The sequence below is a fragment of the Arthrobacter antioxidans genome (assembly GCF_023100725.1).
GTDB lineage: Bacteria > Actinomycetota > Actinomycetes > Actinomycetales > Micrococcaceae > Arthrobacter_D > Arthrobacter_D antioxidans.
In genome coordinates this window covers 309,367-325,431 of sequence record NZ_CP095501.1, presented here as the reverse complement: position 1 = coordinate 325,431, position 16,065 = coordinate 309,367, and the positions used below count along the sequence as shown (strand labels likewise).

The window sequence follows — 16,065 nt, the reverse complement described above, 5'->3', positions numbered from 1 at the left end:
GGGACAACGACAAGGGAGGCGGGAACATCATGGCACCAGGGACCGGCATGCCGGGCAGGGACGCGGCGGACAAGGCGTCCGACGCCGCGGAGGACGCCGCGAACTCGAAGGGACTCGAGGTCGCGGCCCGCGCCGGCTACGTGGCCGCCGGCATCCTGCACCTCCTGATCGGCCTGATAGCCCTCGGCCTGGCGCGCGGCAGCTCCGGCGAGGCCGACCAGAGCGGCGCGATCGGGCAGCTGGCCGGCAACCCCGGCGGCACGGCACTCCTGTGGTTCTGCTTCATCGGCTGCATCGCCCTCGCCCTGTTCCAGTTCAGCGAGGTGTTCTTCGGTGCGAAGGGACGCCATGGCAAGGACAAGCTCAAGGTACAGGCCAAGAGCGGCGGGCAGGCCGTGGTGTACGCCGCGATCGGCGTGACCTTCGGCCGGTACGCACTCGGTGGTTCCAGCGACAGCAGCAGCAGCGCGAGTTCGCTGACCGGCTCCCTCATGACCAACCCGGCCGGGGTGGCACTCCTCCTCGCGGTCGGCATCGGCATCCTCGTGGTCGGCGGATACTTCGCCTACAGCGGAGCCACCCGCCACTTCCTCAAGAACCTCTCGGGTCTCCCCTCGGGACGGGCCGGCACGGCCGTCGTCGTGCTCGGGATGGTGGGGTACATCGCGAAGGGCTTCGCCCTCGGGGTCCTCGGCGTCCTGATCATCGTCGCCACGGTCACGAACAACCCCGAGCAGTCCACCGGGCTCGACGGCGCCCTGAAGTCGCTGCGGGACCAGCCCTTCGGCGTCTGGCTCCTCGGCGCCGTGGCCCTGGGCCTCATGGCCTACGGCGTCTTCATGGCGGTGCGGTCGAAGTACCAGCGCATGTAGGCGTCAGAGCCCGAGCGCCGGCGCCTCCATCGCGGGGCACGTGTCCATGACGACGTCGAGTCCCGCCTCCGCTGCGCGGCGGGCGGCGTCCTCGTCGATCACGCCGAGCTGCAGCCACACGGCCTTCGCGCCCACGGCGATCGCCTGGTCCACGACGGCGCCCACCCGGGACGAGTTCACGAAACAGTCGACGACGTCGATCGGACCGGGGATGTCCGCCAGCCGTGTGTAGCCCTGCCGGCCATGGACGTCGTCGCCCTTCAGGCTCACGGGGATGATCTCCATGCCCAGTCCGTCCTGCAGGAACCGCGACACCCCGACGGCGACGCGGCGCGGGTTGTCGGACAGGCCCACCACCGCCCACCGGCCGTGCTCGGTCAGGAGCCTTCTGATGACCTGCGGATCGTTCTGGTGCGCCACGGAGCCTCCCGGTGTGTCCTGCCATTGTTACAGCGTTTGTTACACGTCCCATTTTGCTCCGGCGGGACGCCGGGCGTTTCATAGGAGTGACCATCCCGAGCGGCTGAGAGACCTGGATCAGTGACGCCGCAGCAACCCTGGTCGTCCGCATCCCCCTGATGCCGGGCGATATCGAGGTCCGAGCCACGGGAACCACCGGACACGGTGGCGAAGGCTCGGTCCGTAGGGTGCTACCGCCAGGACCGATGGAGATACCATGACCGCAGTTCTGGCACCCGGCAGCACCCAGTCCCACCACAAACAGGCCCTCGGCGTCCGCTTCGCCGGGCTCGGGCGCAGTTTCGGTTCGTCCGCGAACCGCCGCACCGTCCTCCGGGATGTGACCGTGGACGTGGACCCCGGCGAGATCCTCGCCATCCTCGGCACGAGCGGCTGCGGCAAGTCCACCCTCCTGCGCGCCGCCGCCGGACTCGACATCCCCGACAACGGGCAGGTCCTGATCGACGGCACGCCGGTGACGGGCATCGACGAGCGGTGCGCCGTGGCCTTCCAGGAACCCCGGCTGCTGCCGTGGCACACCCTGCAGGCCAACGTGGCGATCGGACTCCCGAAGTCCTCCAGCGCCAGCGCGGGCAAGGCGAAGGTCCTCGAGCTGCTGAAGCTCGTGGGGCTGGATACCTTCGCGAAGCACCGCCCCCGCGAGGTCTCCGGCGGCATGGCCCAGCGGACGTCGCTCGCACGCGCCCTGGCCCGCAACCCCGGGGTCCTCCTGCTCGACGAACCCTTCGGCGCGCTCGACGCCCTCACCCGCATCAGGATGCAGGACCTCCTCCTGGACATCCACCGCGCGCAGCCCACCACGGTGCTGCTGGTCACGCACGACGTCGACGAGGCCCTCCAGCTCGCCGACCGCATCCTCGTGCTCGGCCGCGGGGACGATGACGGACCGGAGGGCTCCACCATCGCGGAACTCGTCGCCGTGCCCGGCGACCGCCCGCGCGACCGCAACTCCGCGGACCTCGGAGCACTCCGCAGCACCCTGCTGTCGATGCTCGGCGTCACCGGGCACTAGTCCCGCCGCCCCACCCCTCCCCCGCAGCGCCGTCGCACCGCGCTGCCACCGTGCCTGCTCACTGCCCCCACCCTCCACCGAAGGACCACCATGAACCGCAGCGCCCTCCTGCCGACCCTCGCCCTCGCCACCGCCCTCTCGCTCAGCCTCAGCGGCTGCCTGGCCGGAGAGAACGCCTCCGACACGCAGGCCGCCGACGGCGGAGCCACGGAGGGCGGGGAGCTCACCATCGACTTCGCCACCTACAACCCGCTGAGCCTCATCATCAAGGAGCAGGGCTGGCTCGAGGAGGAACTCGCCGAGCAGGACATCACCGTCAACTGGGTGCAGTCCGCGGGGTCGAACAAGGCCAACGAGGCTCTGCGCGCCGGGGCGATCGACGTCGGGTCCACCGCCGGGTCGGCGGCGCTGCTCGCCCGCTCCAACGGCTCCCCGATCAAGGCGATCGACATCTACTCGCAGCCCGAGTGGGCGGCGCTCGTCACGCTCCCCGACTCCGGGATCGCGAGCGTCGAGGACCTGCGGGGCAAGTCCATCGCAGCGACCCGCGGGACCGACCCCTACTTCTTCCTCCTGCAGGCGCTCGAGGCCGCGGGCGTGGACCAGTCCGAGGTCACGATCGAGAACCTGCAGCACGCCGACGGCCGTGCCGCCCTCGCCAGCGGCGCCGTGGACGCCTGGTCCGGCCTGGACCCGATCATGGCCGCCGCGGAGCAGGACGGCGCGGAGCTGTTCTTCCGTGACATCGACTTCAACACCTACGGCTTCCTCAACGCCACGGAGGACTTCCTCGAGGAGAAGCCGGACGTCGCCCAGACCGTGGTGGACGCCTACGAGAAGGCCCGGGAATGGGCGAAGGAGAACCCCGAGGAGACCGCCGCGATCCTCGCCGAGGTCGCCGCGATCGACCCGGCGATCGCCGAGTCGGTCATCATCGACCGCACGAACCTCGACGTCGACCCCGCCCCGGGCGACGCCCAGCGCAGCGTCCTGGAGAAGATCGGCCCCGTGTTCGTGGAGACCGGTGACGTGAAGTCCCAGGAGGAGATCGACGAAGCCCTCGACTCCCTGTTCGACGCCTCGCTCGTCGAGAGCGCCGATCCAGCGTCCATCGGCTCCGATTCATGAGCGCCGACCACGCGGCGCCGGTGAGCGCGCAGGGCCTGGTGGCGATCGGTGCGTCGGTGACCGGACCCGAGGCGCCGCGGAATGACGCGGGCCGGGGCCGGACGGCCCGCCGGGCCGGCGTCGTGCTGCTCGGGCTCATCGTCCCGGCGCTGATCCTGCTGGCCTGGCACGTCAGCACGGCGTCGGGCTTCTTCCGCCCGTCGCAGCTCCCCTCGCCGGCGTCGGTCCTGGCGGCAGCCGTGGACCTGGCGGAGCGCGGCCAGCTCGCCACGCACATCCTGATCTCCACCCAGCGCGTGGTCCTCGGCTTCGTCATCGGTTCCCTGCTCGGAGTGCTCGCCGGCGCCCTCCTGGGCCTGTCCCGCCTCGCGGACGTGCTGCTCACCCCCACCGTGGGGGCCCTGCGCGCCGTCCCGTCCCTCGCGTGGGTCCCGCTGCTGGTCCTGTGGATCGGCATCAACGAGGACTCGAAGGTCACGCTCATCAGCATCGGAGCCTTCTTCCCCGTCTTCACCACGCTCTACCTCGGCCTGCGGCACGTGGACCGCAACCTCGTGGAGGCCGCCCGGGCATTCGGCCTCAACGGCCTCCGCCTGCTGACCACGGTGCAGCTGCCCGCCGTCGTGCCCGCGCTGTTCTCGGGCCTCCGTCTGGCGCTCGCGCAGTCCTGGCTGTTCCTCGTGGCCGCCGAACTCATCGCCTCGTCCATGGGCCTGGGCTTCCTGCTCACGGACTCCCAGCAGACGGGCCGCGTGGACCGCATCATCCTCGCGATCATCCTGCTGGCCGTGATCGGCAAGACGACGGATGCGCTCCTCGGCATCGCGGAACGCTGGGCGGTGCGACGGTGGGCGTAGGCACCGGCACGGCAGGCACCGGTACGGACGCGGCCACCGCAGCCCAGGAGGAGGCCGGGCGCCTCGCCTTCTGGGCCGAACAGGCCGCACGGCTCGACTGGGACACGCCGTGGCACACCGTGCACTCCTTCGAGAAGGCGGAGCCGCAGGCGGACGGGACCCTCAGCATCCCGGCCATCGAGTGGTTCTCGGGCGGTACCCTGAACGTCGCCGCGAACTGCGTGGACCGGCATGTCCGGGCCGGGCGCGGCGACCGCGTGGCACTCCACTTCGAGGGCGAGCCCGGGGACCGCCGCACCGTCACCTACGCGGACCTGCAGGACGAGGTGTCGCGGGCCGCGAACGCGCTGCTGGCACTGGGCATCGGGACGGGCGACCGCGTGGTCGTCTACCTGCCGGTCCTCGTCGAGACGGTGGTCATCACGCTCGCCTGCGCGCGGATCGGCGCCGTGCACTCGCTGGTCTTCGGCGGGTTCTCGGCGGAGGCGCTCCGCTTCCGCGTCGAGGACACCGGTGCCAAGCTGCTGGTCACCACGGACGGCCAGTTCCGGCGGGGCGTCGCCGTGCCCGTGAAGGACAACGCCGACGCCGCGGTGGCCGGGGACAACAGCATCGAGCACGTCCTCGTGGTCCGCCGCACCGGCTCGGACATCAGCTGGACCGACGGCCGCGACGTGTGGTGGCACGACGTCGTCGACACCGCCTCACCGCACCACGAGCCGGAGGCGTTCGACGCCGAGACGCCGCTGTTCATCATGTACACGTCGGGGACCACGGGGAAGCCCAAGGGCCTCGTGCACACCTCGGGCGGGTACCTCACGCAGGCGTCCTGGAGTTTCGAGCACCTCTTCAGCAACCCCGATCCGGCGCTGCGCGGGCAGGACGTCCACTGGTGCACCGCCGACCTCGCCTGGGTCACCGCCCACACCTACGAGCTGTACGGTCCGCTCTCCAACGGGGCCACGCAGGTCCTCTACGAGGGCACACCCAACACGCCCCATCCGGGACGCCACCTCGAGGTCATCGAACGCTACGGCGTCACGAGCTACTACACCGCGCCCACGCTGGTGCGCTCGCTCATGGGCTGGTTCCCGGACGGCGTCCCGTGCTCCTACGACCTCTCGAGCATCCGCGTGCTCGGCACGGTCGGCGAGGCGGTCAACCCCGAGGCGTGGCGCTGGTTCCGCCGGAACCTCGGCCGCGACGAGGTGCCCGTCGTCGACACCTGGTGGCAGTCGGAGACCGGCGCCACCGTGCTCTCCCCCAGCCCCACCGATGCGGACTTCAAGCCGGGGTGCGCCGCCCGCGCGCTGCCCGGGGTCAGCACGCGCATCGTCGACGAGGAGGGCCGTCCCGTCCCGCCGGGCGTGCAGGGCCTGATCGTGGTGGACCGTCACGGCCCGGCCATGGCACGCACCGTCTGGGGCGACCCGCAGCGCTACCTCGACTCCTACTGGCGCACGTTCGCGGCGCAGGGCTGGTTCCTGGCCGGCGACGGCGCACGGTACGACGACGACGGCGACACCTGGATCCTGGGCCGCGTGGACGACGTCATCAACGTCTCGGGCCACCGGCTGTCCACGATCGAGATCGAATCGGCGCTCGTCGCCCACCCGCTCGTCACCGAGGCCGGCGCCTGCCCCGTGCCCGATCCCCTGACAGGTCATGCCATCGCGGCGTTCGTGGTGCTGGCCGCGGGCGCCGATCCGGAGACGGACGTCGCCTCGACGCTCCGCGCCCATGTCGCGACGGCCATCGGGCCGATCGCGCGGCCGTCCGCCGTCGTCGTCGTACCCGACGTGCCGAAGACGCGCTCCGGGAAGATCATGCGCCGCCTGCTGACGCAGCTCTACGAGGGCTCAGCGCTCGGGGACACCACCTCCCTGCAGAACGAAGGGTGCATCCCGGGGATCCAGGACGTACTGTCCCGCCGGTGATGCGCCCTGGGGCGACCCGGCGTTAAAGGAAGGAAGCGGCAGGGGCCCCGTCCAAGCGCCTGCCGCTTCCCGCGTGTGGTTCGTTCCGGTGTCAGCCAGCGACCCGGACGAAGGAGGCTCCCGGGAGGTCCGAGAGGGAGTGCTTCATGGTGAGGTTCGCGCCGTTCATGCCGCTGCTGATGACCTGGCCGCCGCCGGCGTAGATCGCGACGTGACCGCCGGTGATGACGAGGTCACCCGGAGCCGGGGTGCCCACGGTGGAGCCGAACCGGAAGAACTGCGAGGGCCCGAGATCGCCTACGGCGATGCCCGCGGCGCGCAGCGCCTTCTCGACCAGGATGGTGCAGTCCTGGACGGCACCGGCGGCGAGCTGTGACTGGGCGGAAGCCAGGAGGGTACCGCCGGCGCTGCCGGAGGTCGCGATCGGCGTGATGTCGGCGGAGGCCAGGTGCACGCCCGGGGCCGGAGCCGTGGACACGGCCGGAGCGGGGGCGACAGCAGCGGCCTGCTGGACCGGCGCCGCGGGAGCAGCCGCCACGAACGCCGCGGGCGCGGCGACGGGCACCGACACCGTCCGGGCCGGAGCCGCAGCGGCACCGCCGGTGGGGATGGTGATGGTGTCGCCGGGGAAGATGATCGATGCGACGGACAGGCCGTTCGCCGTGAGGACCGCGGTCAGGTCCACGCCATAGCGTGCCGAGACGGCGCCCAGGGTGTCACCCGCGACGACGGTGTGCGTCGTCGCTGCGGCACCGGCGGCCGGTGCTGCGACGGCCGCGGGGGCCGTCGTCGTGCCCTGCTCGGTGTACTCACCGGCGTGGGCGGTGCCCACGGCGCCGAGCGCGAGGCCCGAGGTGACGGCGGCGATCGCGACGGGGCGGCCTACGGCGGTGGCGTGAGCCTTGGCGGCGCGGGACAGGCCCTGCAGCGCGAGACTGCCGTCGACGTCGGCACGGTGGCGCGCTGAAGAAATGTTTCGTGACATGGTTCTATACCTCTCCCATGCCTGCGGGGTGAGCTGTCGGGTTCGGATGGGAGTCACCCGGCCGCGCACATCACCCGTGGGTGATGTGGTGCGGCTTAACCCCGAGGGCGCCTGCAGGGTCTCCTGCGCGCCCGGTGGAACTAGTGGTTCCCCCGTCCCTGCCTTTCGTGGTTGCGAACGAGTCCGGGACGACGGCAGGGCTCGGCAATCCGTCCAGGAGCGCCCCACGGTCGCGGAAGCACGTGCTGACCATACCTAACAGCAGTCACTTCTGTCACATTTGAATAACAGGAGGTGAAGTGCGCCTCAGCCGCGCAGCGCCCGCCAGCGACGGAGGGCGAAGACCGTCCCGGCTGCACTGAGCGAGAGCAGCACCGCCTGCTGGACGTAGAACCAGTCCGTGGCCGCCGTTCCGAGGCCGCCCAGGGCCACGAGGATGCTGCTGGCCAGCGTGAGCGTCAGCGCGGCGCCGACGTACCAGAGCGTCTGCCACAGCTTGCGGTCCTGCGCCCGGCTTGCCGATCTCCATTCCTCCATCCCTCCAGCCTAGGTCGCCGCAACCCCTGCCTCACACGGGGACACATGGTTTGGTTCTGCACCCGCCCGGTGTCAGACTCGATCCGACCATCCCGAGCGGCCGAGAGATCTGGCTCACTGACGCCGCAGCAACCCTGGCCTCCGCGTCCCCGCGCCGGCATGAGGGTGCTACTGCCAGAACGATGGAGGGAACCATGAGCATCGTCCCAGCCGCCTGCGGCACCCACCCCGACCTCCGACCCACCGTCGCAGTGTCCGAATCCAGCAAGGCAGGTGCCTGATGGCAGAACGTTCCTTCGGTTTCCGCACGCGCGCACTGCACGCGGGCGGCACGCCCGACGCCACCCACGGGGCCCGGGCGGTCCCGATCTACCAGACGACGTCCTTCGTGTTCAAGGACACCAACGACGCCGCCAACCTCTTCGCGCTGCAGAAGTACGGCAACATCTACTCGCGGATCGGCAACCCCACGGTCGCCGCGTTCGAGGAGCGCATCGCCTCCCTCGAGGGCGGGATCGGGGCGGTGGCGACGGCGTCGGGCATGAGCGCGGAGTTCATCACCTTCGCGGCGCTCTGCCAGGCCGGGGACCACATCGTCGCGGCCTCCCAGCTGTACGGCGGCACCGTCACCCAGCTCGACGTCACGCTGCGCCGGTTCGGGATCGAGACCACCTTCGTCCCCGGGACGGACCCCGCGGACTACGCGGCCGCCATCCGGGACAACACCAAGGCGGTCTACGCCGAGGTGATCGCGAACCCTTCCGGCGAGATCGCCGACCTCGCGGGCCTTGCGAAGGTCGCCCACGACGCCGGCGTCCCGTTCATCGTCGACTCCACGCTGAGCACGCCCTACCTGGTGCGCCCCATCGAGCACGGCGCGGACATCGTCATCCACTCGGCCACCAAGTTCATCGGCGGGCACGGCACCACGCTCGGTGGCGTGATCGTGGAGAGCGGCCGGTTCGACTGGGGCAACGGCAAGTTCCCCATGATGACCGAACCCGTGCCGTCCTACGGCAACATCCAGTGGTGGGCGAACTTCGGGGAGTACGGGTTCCTGACCAAGCTGCGCACCGAGCAGCTCCGCGACATCGGGCCCTCCCTCTCGCCGATGTCCGCCTTCCAGCTCCTGCAGGGGGTCGAGACCCTCGCGCAGCGCCTGGACGAACACCTCGAGAACGCCCTGGCCGTCGCCGAGTGGCTGCAGGCAGATCCGCGGGTGGAATACGTCAACTACGCCGGGCTCCCCACCCATGCGCATCATGAGCGGGCGAAGACCTACCTGCCGCAGGGCCCCGGCTCCGTGTTCAGCTTCGGCATCAGGGGCGGCCGCAGGGCGGGCCAGAAGTTCATCGAGTCGCTGCAGCTCGCCTCGCACCTCGCGAACGTGGGCGACTCCCGCACCCTCGTGATCCATCCGGGCTCGACGACGCACCAGCAGCTCTCGGCCGAGCAGCTCGCCGCGGCGGGCGTCCCCGAGGACCTCGTGCGCATCTCCGTGGGGCTGGAGGACCTCGAGGACATCCTCTGGGACCTGGACCAGGCCCTGGACATCGCGGTGAACGCCTCCGACGCCGGGTTCGAGGACCTGCCGCAGGAAGCGGCCGGGGAGAACGACGACGACGCGTCGGCGACACGGGCAGTGGGAGTGGGAGCATGAGCGGCAGCACCGGCAACACGACACCCGAACGGACCTGGGAGGGGCCGTCGGCGCCCGCACGGCTGAACCTACTGAGGAGCGCGCGGTCGGTGGCGATCGTCGGCGCGTCGGACAAGCCCTCGCGCGCGTCCTACTTCGTCGCGACCTACCTGCAGTCCTCCTCCCCCTACCGCCTGTACTTCGTGAACCCGGTGGCGAAGGAGATCCTCGGCCAGCCGGCCTACGCGTCGCTGAAGGACCTGCCCGAGGTGCCCGACGTCGTCGACGTGTTCCGCAAGCACGACGACCTGCCCTCGGTGCTGCAGGACGCGCTCGACGTCGGCGCGAGAACGCTCTGGCTGCAGCTGGGGTCCTGGCACGAGGACGTGGCGCGCGACGCCGAAGCCGCAGGCCTGGACGTGGTGATGGACCGCTGCATCAAGATCGAGCACGCACGCTTCCACGGCGGGCTCAACCTCGCCGGGTTCAACACCGGCGTCATCTCCTCCAAGCGGCAGCTCACCTCCTAGCGGAGGCCCGGCAGCCCGGCGGGATCATCCGACGCCGGGACGGGGCCGGGCACGAACGTCGCCTCCTCCGCGCCGGGCTCCCAGGGGTACAGCCGGTCGGGGTCCCCGGTGACGGGCGCGGACGGGACCTGCCCGGGACCGGCCGCGGGCGCGAGGAGCCACGCCCAGCCCTGCGGCGCGGGAACAGCCCGCCCGTCAGCGGACGGGCCGCTCCCCCGCGGGGCGGCAGCAGGACCGGCCGGAGCCCCCGGCGCGGCCTGCTTCAGCTGCCGGACCTCGGGACCCCGGCCGCCCGCCTTCGCGGTCCCGTTCCCGGGCACCGGACCGCCTGCCGTGCCCGTGCCGGGGACGGAGCCGTCCGCCTTCCCCTGCCCGGGGGCCGGACCGATCCCCTTCCCCTCGCCTGTGGCCGGGTCGACCGGCTTTCCGTTCCCTGCGGCCGGACCGCCTGCCTGTCCGTTCCCGGGGACCGCAGTCCCCGGAGCCCGGCCTCCCGGCACAGTGCTCCCGGGCGCCGGGCTTCCCGGCGCAGTCTGGGAGCGACGCTCGCGTCCGGGCGCCGGCGCGGATCCCGCCGGCCCCACGGGCGACGCCGCGGCCGGGGGGACCGCGGCCGGGGGCGCCTCCGCAGCAGGAGTCCCGGCGGGGGGCGCCTGGCGCGCGGGAGGGACTGCAGCGGGTGGACCCGCAGCGGCCGGCGCATCCGGGGCGGCACCCGGAGGGGTGTGCTCCGGACCGGACGGACCGGGGCCTGCCGGACCACGCGGCACCGCATGGTCCGCGGACGGACCGGCGTCCGCCACGGAGGGACCGGCATCGGCCGAGCGGCCCACCTCCGCCGCGGCCGACGGCGCCGGAACCGGCTCCGCGAGCGACCGGGCCGGGGCCTCCGCGGACGGGGCGACGACGGGCCCTCCGCCGTCGTCGGGCCCCGCCGGTGCGCCGGGAAGCGGGTGCGCCCGGTCGGCGCTGTCCCGGATGCTGAAGCGTGCCATCGACTCGACGGCCTCGGCGAGGCCGTCGGTGAGAGCGGTGCCGGCCGCGACGCCGGACATCCCGACGCCCATGGACACGGCCAGCGCTCCACCGATGAAGGTGATACGCCGCTTGTTGCGGCGGCCCGACGGCGCCCTGCCGCCGTCGGCCATCAGCTGGGCGAGTTCGGCGGTCACCTCGGGCGCGGGTCCCGCCCCGAGGGTGCGGATGGTCTCCACGGCGCGCACGAGGGCGGGGTCGTCGGCAACGCCGGCCTCGTCGAGGAGGAGCCGTACGGCGTCCGGCGTCTCACGTCCAGTCATAGCGCTTCCGATTCATTGGGTTGAACGAGGTCCTTCAGCCTGAGCAGTCCCCGCCGCTGCAGCTGCTTCACCGATCCTGCGGACTTCCCGAGGATCTCGGCGACCTGGTCGATCGGCAGCTCCGCCACGATGCGCAGGAGGATGACCTCGCGCTGCTCGGTGCTGAGCTGCTCGAGCAACCCCCCTGCCACGTCGAGGTTGCCGAGCGCCACCGCCTCCGCGGAGTCCGTGGTCCGGGTATCGCCGTCGACCTCGTAGCCCACCAGCACGGGCGCCCGCGTCCTCCTGCGCACCTCGTCCACGTAGCGCGCGTGCGCGACCGAGAAGGTGAACGTGCGCAGCCCGGGAAGCCCTCCGGTCACCGACTCGAGCCTGGAGAAGACCGCGAGGAAGACTTCCTGGGTGAGGGCCTCCGGGTCCTCGGACCCGCGCCCCGCGAAGTATCCCAGCACGGCCGGGCTCAGCGACCGATAGATCAGGGACAGGGCCGCCGGCTCGCCTGTCTGCGCGCGGACGAGCGCATCAGCAGGCAGCGTTGAGACCACGTTCCATCTGTTCCTTGTTCGAGCGGCACGGCGTGACCATCGTAGCCGTGGCCTCCCGACCGGGCGGAGAGCCCTTCCTGCGGGTGCAAAAAAGGCCGCACCGAGGCCCGTTGGGGGATAGGCCTCGGTGCGGCGCTTTCACTGGGGTAATCGACCGGGAGGCGGGGAAAGTTACGCCCGGGCCGTCTTTTCCAGGATTTCTTCTGCGGAGCCCTACTTCAGCGCGTTCGAGGCGCGCCGCTTGTTGAACACGTCGAACCCGACGGCGAGCAGGAGCACCATGCCCTTGATGAACTGCTGGACGTCGATCCCCACCCCGAGCAGGGACATTCCGTTGTTGAGCACGCCCATGATCAGGCCGCCGGTGATGGCCCCGATCACTGTTCCCACGCCGCCGGTCACCGCCGCGCCGCCGATGAACGCCGCCGCGATGGCGTCGAGCTCGAACAGGTTGCCCGCACCCGGACCCGCCGAGTTGAGGCGGCCCGTGAAGATGAGGCCCGCCAGCGCCGCGAGGACACCCATATTGACGAAGAGCAGGAAGTCGATCCGCTTGGTGTTGACACCGGACAGCTGCGCGGCCTGGAGGTTGCCACCCCGGGCATAGATGTGGCGGCCGAAGACACTGTTGTTCATCACGGCGCTGTACGCGACGATCAGCACGCCGAGCACCACGAGGACGATCGGCGTCCCGCTGCGCGAACCGGCCAGCAGGTAGGTCAGTCCGAGGATCATGAGCGCGATGAACGCGAGCTTGGTGAAGAACCACGCCGCCGGCTCGTCCTCGAGCTCGAGCCGGGCGCGGGTGGCCCGGCCGCGCAGCTGCGTGACGACCAGGAGCATCACGGCGATGACGCCGAGGCCGACGGTCGTCCAGTCCAGGAGGTTGGTCTCCGGCGGGAACAGTCCCGGGAACAGGAAGCCGCCGCCGAGCTGGCGGTACTCCTCGGGGAAGCCGGTGATGCGCTGGTTCCCGAGGACGATCTGCGTGAGCCCGCGGAACATGAGCATGCCGGCGAGGGTGACGATGAACGCCGGGATCCCGACGTAGGCCACCCAGAAGCCCTGCCAGGCGCCCACGAGACCGCCGATGACCAGCGATGCGAGGAAGGCGGCCCACCAGGGGAAGCTCCAGTCCTGCACCATGATGCCGGACATCGCGCCGACGAAGGCCGCCACGGAGCCGACGGACAGGTCGATGTGCCCGGCAACGATGATCATGACCATACCGATGGCCAGCAGGAGGATGTAGCTGTTCTGCACGATGATGTTCGAGACGTTGTCCGGCTGCAGGAGGGCGCCGCCGGTCAGCACCTGGAAGAGGGTCACGATCACGAGCAGGGCGACGAAGATGCCGATCTGCCGCAGCCTGCTCGTCAGGAAGGAGATCCCGTGCTTGACGGGAGGCGGCGGCGTCGCGACGGCGGCGTCCTTGACGGTGGTAGCCATGGAGTCAGTCCTTTTCCTTGGTCATGTGTTGCATGAGGAGTTCCGGTGTCGCCTGGTCGATGGGCACCTCGGCGGTGATGCGCCCCTCCGCGAGGGTGTAGATGCGGTCGCAGATGCCGAGGAGCTCGGGGAGTTCGGAGGAGATGACGATGATCGCCTTCCCCTCGGCGGCCAGGCGGTTGATGATCGTGTAGATCTCGTACTTCGCGCCGACGTCGATCCCGCGGGTGGGCTCGTCGAGGATGAGGACGTCGGGGTCCGAGAACATCCACTTGGAGAGCACCACCTTCTGCTGGTTGCCACCGGAAAGCTTGCCGGTGATGGAGGTGACGGACGGCGCCTTGATGTTCATGGACCGCCGGTAGTCGCCGGCGACGACGGCCTCCCTGCCGCTGTCCACCCAGCCGCGCTTCGCGAGCTTTCCCAGGGCGGCGCCGGAGATGTTGCGCTTGATGTCGTCGATCAGGTTCAGGCCGTACCGTTTCCGGTCCTCCGTTGCATACGCGATGCCGTGCCGGATCGCCTCCCCGACCGTGCGCGCGGTGATCGGCGAACCGTTCTTGTAGAGCGTGCCCGTGATGTGGGAGCCGTAGCTCCTGCCGAAGATGCTCATGGCCAGCTCTGTGCGCCCCGCGCCCATGAGGCCCGCGATGCCGACCACCTCGCCGGCACGGACGGAGAGGTTCGCTGCGTCGACGATCACCCGGCTGCTCTCCTGGGGGTGGCGCACCGTCCAGTCCTCGACGCGGAGGACCTCCTCGCCGATGACCGGCATGCGGTCCGGGTAGCGGCTCTCCATGTCACGCCCGACCATGCCCCGGATGATCCGCTCCTCGGAAACGGAGCCGTCATGCAGGCTGAGCGTCTCGATGGTGCGCCCGTCGCGGAGGATGGTCACGGAGTCGGCGATCTCGCGGATCTCGTTGAGCTTGTGACTGATGATGATGCAGGTGATGCCCTCGGCCCGGAGCCCCTTGACGAGCCCGAGGAGGTGCCGGGAGTCCTCGTCGTTGAGCGCCGCCGTGGGTTCGTCGAGGATGAGCAGCTTGACGTTCTTCGACAGCGCCTTGGCGATCTCGACGAGCTGCTGCTTGCCCACACCGATGTCGCCGGCCCTGACCACGGGGTTCAGGTCGAGGCCCACACGGCGCAGGAGCTTTCCCGCCTCCACGTTGGTCTCGTTCCAGTCGATGAAGCCGCGCTTCTCGCGTTCGTTGCCGAGGAAGATGTTCTCGGCGACGGACAGGAAGGGGGAGAGGGCGAGTTCCTGGTGGATGATGACGACGCCGGCGCGTTCGCTGTCGCGGATGTCCCTGAACTCCACGACGGCGTCCTCGAACTCGATGTCACCCTCGTACGTGCCGTGCGGGTAGACCCCGGACAGTACTTTCATGAGGGTCGATTTCCCGGCCCCGTTCTCCCCGCAGATCGCGTGGACTTCTCCGCGCGCGACGTCCAGGTCGACGTCCTGCAGTGCCTTCACGCCCGGGAAGGTCTTGGTGATGCGGTGCATCCTGAGGATGTTCTCCACCATGGTCAGGCCTCGCTTACTCGTGTGGAAGTCCCGGCTACGGCCGGGCGAGGGGACCCGTGGCTCCGGACCAGGACGGTCCGGAGCCACGGGGTCAGGAATGCTGCCGGACGCCTACTTGAGCTCGTCCTCGGTGTAGTAGCCGGTCTCCACGAGGGCGGCCTCGTAGTTGTCCACCGTGACGATCTCGGACTCGAGCAGGTAGGAGGGGACTACCTTGACCCCGTTGTCGTACGTCTCGGTGTCGTTCACCTCGGGCTCCTCGCCCTTCATGAGGGCGTCCACCATGGTCACGGCCTGCTTGCCGAGCTCGCGCACGTCCTTGAAGATCGTCGAGTACTGCTCGCCGGCGATGATGGACTTCATCGAGCCGACCTCGGCGTCCTGGCCGGTGACGACGGGCAGCTCGTCCGCGGAGTAACCGCCGGAGGTCAGGGCCGAGATGATGCCGATCGACAGGCCGTCGTAGGGCGAGAGGACGCCCTCGAGGCGCTCGCCGCCGCCGACCGTGAGGAGGTCCTCCATGCGGTCCTGCGCGGTGTCGGGGAGCCAGCGGAGGATCGCTGCCTGCTCGAAGTCGGTCTGACCGCTGGGCACACGCAGCACACCGCTGTCCAGGTAGGGCTGGAGGGTCTTCATGGCGCCGTCCCAGAAGAACGTGGCGTTGTTGTCGTCCGGGCTGCCGGCGAAGAGCTCGACGTCGAAGGGGCCCTCCTCGCCCGTCTCGTTGCCCTCGGCGTCGAGGATGCCGAGGCCGGTGAGCAGTGACGTGGCCTGCTGGACGCCGACCTCCTCGTTGTCGAAGGTCGTGTAATAGTCCACGGTTTCGGATTCGTTGATGAGACGGTCGTAGGCGATGACCGGGATGTCCTGGGACTCGGCCTGGTCGAGGACGCTCGTGAGGGTGGTGCCGTCGATCGAGGCGATGACGAGGGCCTTCACGCCGCCGTTGATCATGTTCTCGATCTGCGAGACCTGCGTGGGGATGTCGTCGTTGGCGAACTGCAGGTCCACCTCGTAGCCGAGGTCCTCGAGCTGGCTCTTGACGTTCTCGCCGTCGGCGATCCAGCGCTCGGACTGCTGCGTGGGCATGGCGACGCCGATCTTCGCGCCCTCGTTGGATCCGTCCCCTGCGGCGGCGTCGTCGCCGCCGCCACGGCTTCCACCGCACGCGGTCAGGCTGAGCGTCAGGATGCTGGCGGCCGCGATGCCGGCCAGGTATTTCCGATTCATGGTGGATCTTTCTTGTGAGTGGTTTCCGGCAG

At 70.4% G+C, this 16,065-nt stretch carries 15 protein-coding genes and 2 riboswitches; of the genes, 7 read left to right on the top strand and 8 right to left on the bottom strand.

Translation table 11 applies throughout. From position 1 onward, the window contains the following. The first annotated feature begins 29 nt into the window (after window positions 1–29). Window positions 30–872, top strand: coding sequence for a DUF1206 domain-containing protein (locus tag MWM45_RS01650; RefSeq protein ID WP_247827854.1), 843 nt, complete (start codon window positions 30–32; stop codon window positions 870–872). Window positions 873–875: 3 nt separating this feature from the next. On the opposite strand, the gene MWM45_RS01645 is transcribed toward MWM45_RS01650, so the two are convergent. Then, a complete protein-coding gene (locus tag MWM45_RS01645; RefSeq protein ID WP_247827853.1) occupies window positions 876–1,292 on the bottom strand; it encodes a CoA-binding protein in 417 nt (138 codons plus the stop codon). A gap of 256 nt (window positions 1,293–1,548) precedes the next feature. On the opposite strand from MWM45_RS01645, the gene MWM45_RS01640 reads away from it, so the two are divergent. The 4 genes from MWM45_RS01640 to acs all read left to right on the top strand — a co-directional run bounded on the left by MWM45_RS01640 (window position 1,549) and on the right by acs (window position 6,286). After that, on the top strand, window positions 1,549–2,364 hold the full coding sequence (locus tag MWM45_RS01640) for an ABC transporter ATP-binding protein (RefSeq protein ID WP_247827852.1): 816 nt from the start codon (window positions 1,549–1,551) through the stop codon (window positions 2,362–2,364). 90 nt (window positions 2,365–2,454) lie between these two features. Further along, the gene (locus MWM45_RS01635; RefSeq protein WP_247827851.1) at window positions 2,455–3,492 is read left to right on the top strand and encodes an aliphatic sulfonate ABC transporter substrate-binding protein; all 1,038 of its coding nucleotides are present in this window, start codon (window positions 2,455–2,457) and stop codon (window positions 3,490–3,492) included. After that, the gene (locus MWM45_RS01630; protein ID WP_247827850.1) at window positions 3,489–4,349 is read left to right on the top strand and encodes an ABC transporter permease; all 861 of its coding nucleotides are present in this window, start codon (window positions 3,489–3,491) and stop codon (window positions 4,347–4,349) included. Before MWM45_RS01635 ends, MWM45_RS01630 begins: the two co-directional genes overlap by 4 nt. Continuing rightward, window positions 4,340–6,286, top strand: coding sequence for an acetate--CoA ligase (gene acs, locus MWM45_RS01625; protein ID WP_247827849.1), 1,947 nt, complete (start codon window positions 4,340–4,342; stop codon window positions 6,284–6,286). The genes MWM45_RS01630 and acs overlap by 10 nt, the downstream gene beginning before the upstream one ends. 91 nt (window positions 6,287–6,377) lie before the next feature. Here the strand turns inward: acs and MWM45_RS01620 are convergent, their stop codons facing one another. Then, window positions 6,378–7,271 (bottom strand): C40 family peptidase, encoded by an 894-nt coding sequence (locus MWM45_RS01620; protein ID WP_247827848.1) that lies wholly within the window; start codon window positions 7,269–7,271, stop codon window positions 6,378–6,380. Window positions 7,272–7,276: 5 nt separating this feature from the next. Beyond that, window positions 7,277–7,457, bottom strand: a riboswitch (cyclic di-AMP (ydaO/yuaA leader). A 120-nt stretch (window positions 7,458–7,577) separates the two neighbouring features. Further along, complete coding sequence (locus MWM45_RS01615; protein ID WP_247827847.1) at window positions 7,578–7,808, bottom strand: hypothetical protein; 231 nt, start codon at window positions 7,806–7,808, stop codon at window positions 7,578–7,580. An 84-nt stretch (window positions 7,809–7,892) separates the two neighbouring features. Next, a riboswitch (SAM riboswitch) is annotated at window positions 7,893–7,997 on the top strand. Between the two features lie 91 nt (window positions 7,998–8,088). On the opposite strand from MWM45_RS01615, the gene MWM45_RS01610 reads away from it, so the two are divergent. Continuing rightward, window positions 8,089–9,468, top strand: coding sequence for an O-acetylhomoserine aminocarboxypropyltransferase/cysteine synthase family protein (locus MWM45_RS01610; protein ID WP_247827846.1), 1,380 nt, complete (start codon window positions 8,089–8,091; stop codon window positions 9,466–9,468). After that, window positions 9,465–9,977 (top strand): CoA-binding protein, encoded by a 513-nt coding sequence (locus tag MWM45_RS01605; protein WP_247827845.1) that lies wholly within the window; start codon window positions 9,465–9,467, stop codon window positions 9,975–9,977. Before MWM45_RS01610 ends, MWM45_RS01605 begins: the two co-directional genes overlap by 4 nt. Here MWM45_RS01605 and MWM45_RS01600 read toward each other — a convergent pair. From MWM45_RS01600 to chvE, 5 genes are all read right to left on the bottom strand, one after another. After that, on the bottom strand, window positions 9,974–11,275 hold the full coding sequence (locus MWM45_RS01600; RefSeq protein WP_247827844.1) for a hypothetical protein: 1,302 nt from the start codon (window positions 11,273–11,275) through the stop codon (window positions 9,974–9,976). The genes MWM45_RS01605 and MWM45_RS01600 overlap by 4 nt on opposite strands. After that, window positions 11,272–11,820, bottom strand: a complete 549-nt coding sequence (locus MWM45_RS01595; RefSeq protein ID WP_247827843.1) for an RNA polymerase sigma factor — start codon at window positions 11,818–11,820, stop codon at window positions 11,272–11,274. Before MWM45_RS01595 ends, MWM45_RS01600 begins: the two co-directional genes overlap by 4 nt. A 213-nt stretch (window positions 11,821–12,033) precedes the next feature. Beyond that, entirely contained in the window at window positions 12,034–13,269 is a 1,236-nt protein-coding gene (gene mmsB, locus MWM45_RS01590; protein WP_247827842.1) for a multiple monosaccharide ABC transporter permease, read from the bottom strand. Window positions 13,270–13,273: 4 nt separating this feature from the next. Then, a complete protein-coding gene (mmsA, locus tag MWM45_RS01585; RefSeq protein WP_247827841.1) occupies window positions 13,274–14,803 on the bottom strand; it encodes a multiple monosaccharide ABC transporter ATP-binding protein in 1,530 nt (509 codons plus the stop codon). 111 nt (window positions 14,804–14,914) lie between these two features. Further along, the gene (gene chvE, locus MWM45_RS01580) at window positions 14,915–16,033 is read right to left on the bottom strand and encodes a multiple monosaccharide ABC transporter substrate-binding protein (protein ID WP_247827840.1); all 1,119 of its coding nucleotides are present in this window, start codon (window positions 16,031–16,033) and stop codon (window positions 14,915–14,917) included. Window positions 16,034–16,065: the final 32 nt, after the last annotated feature.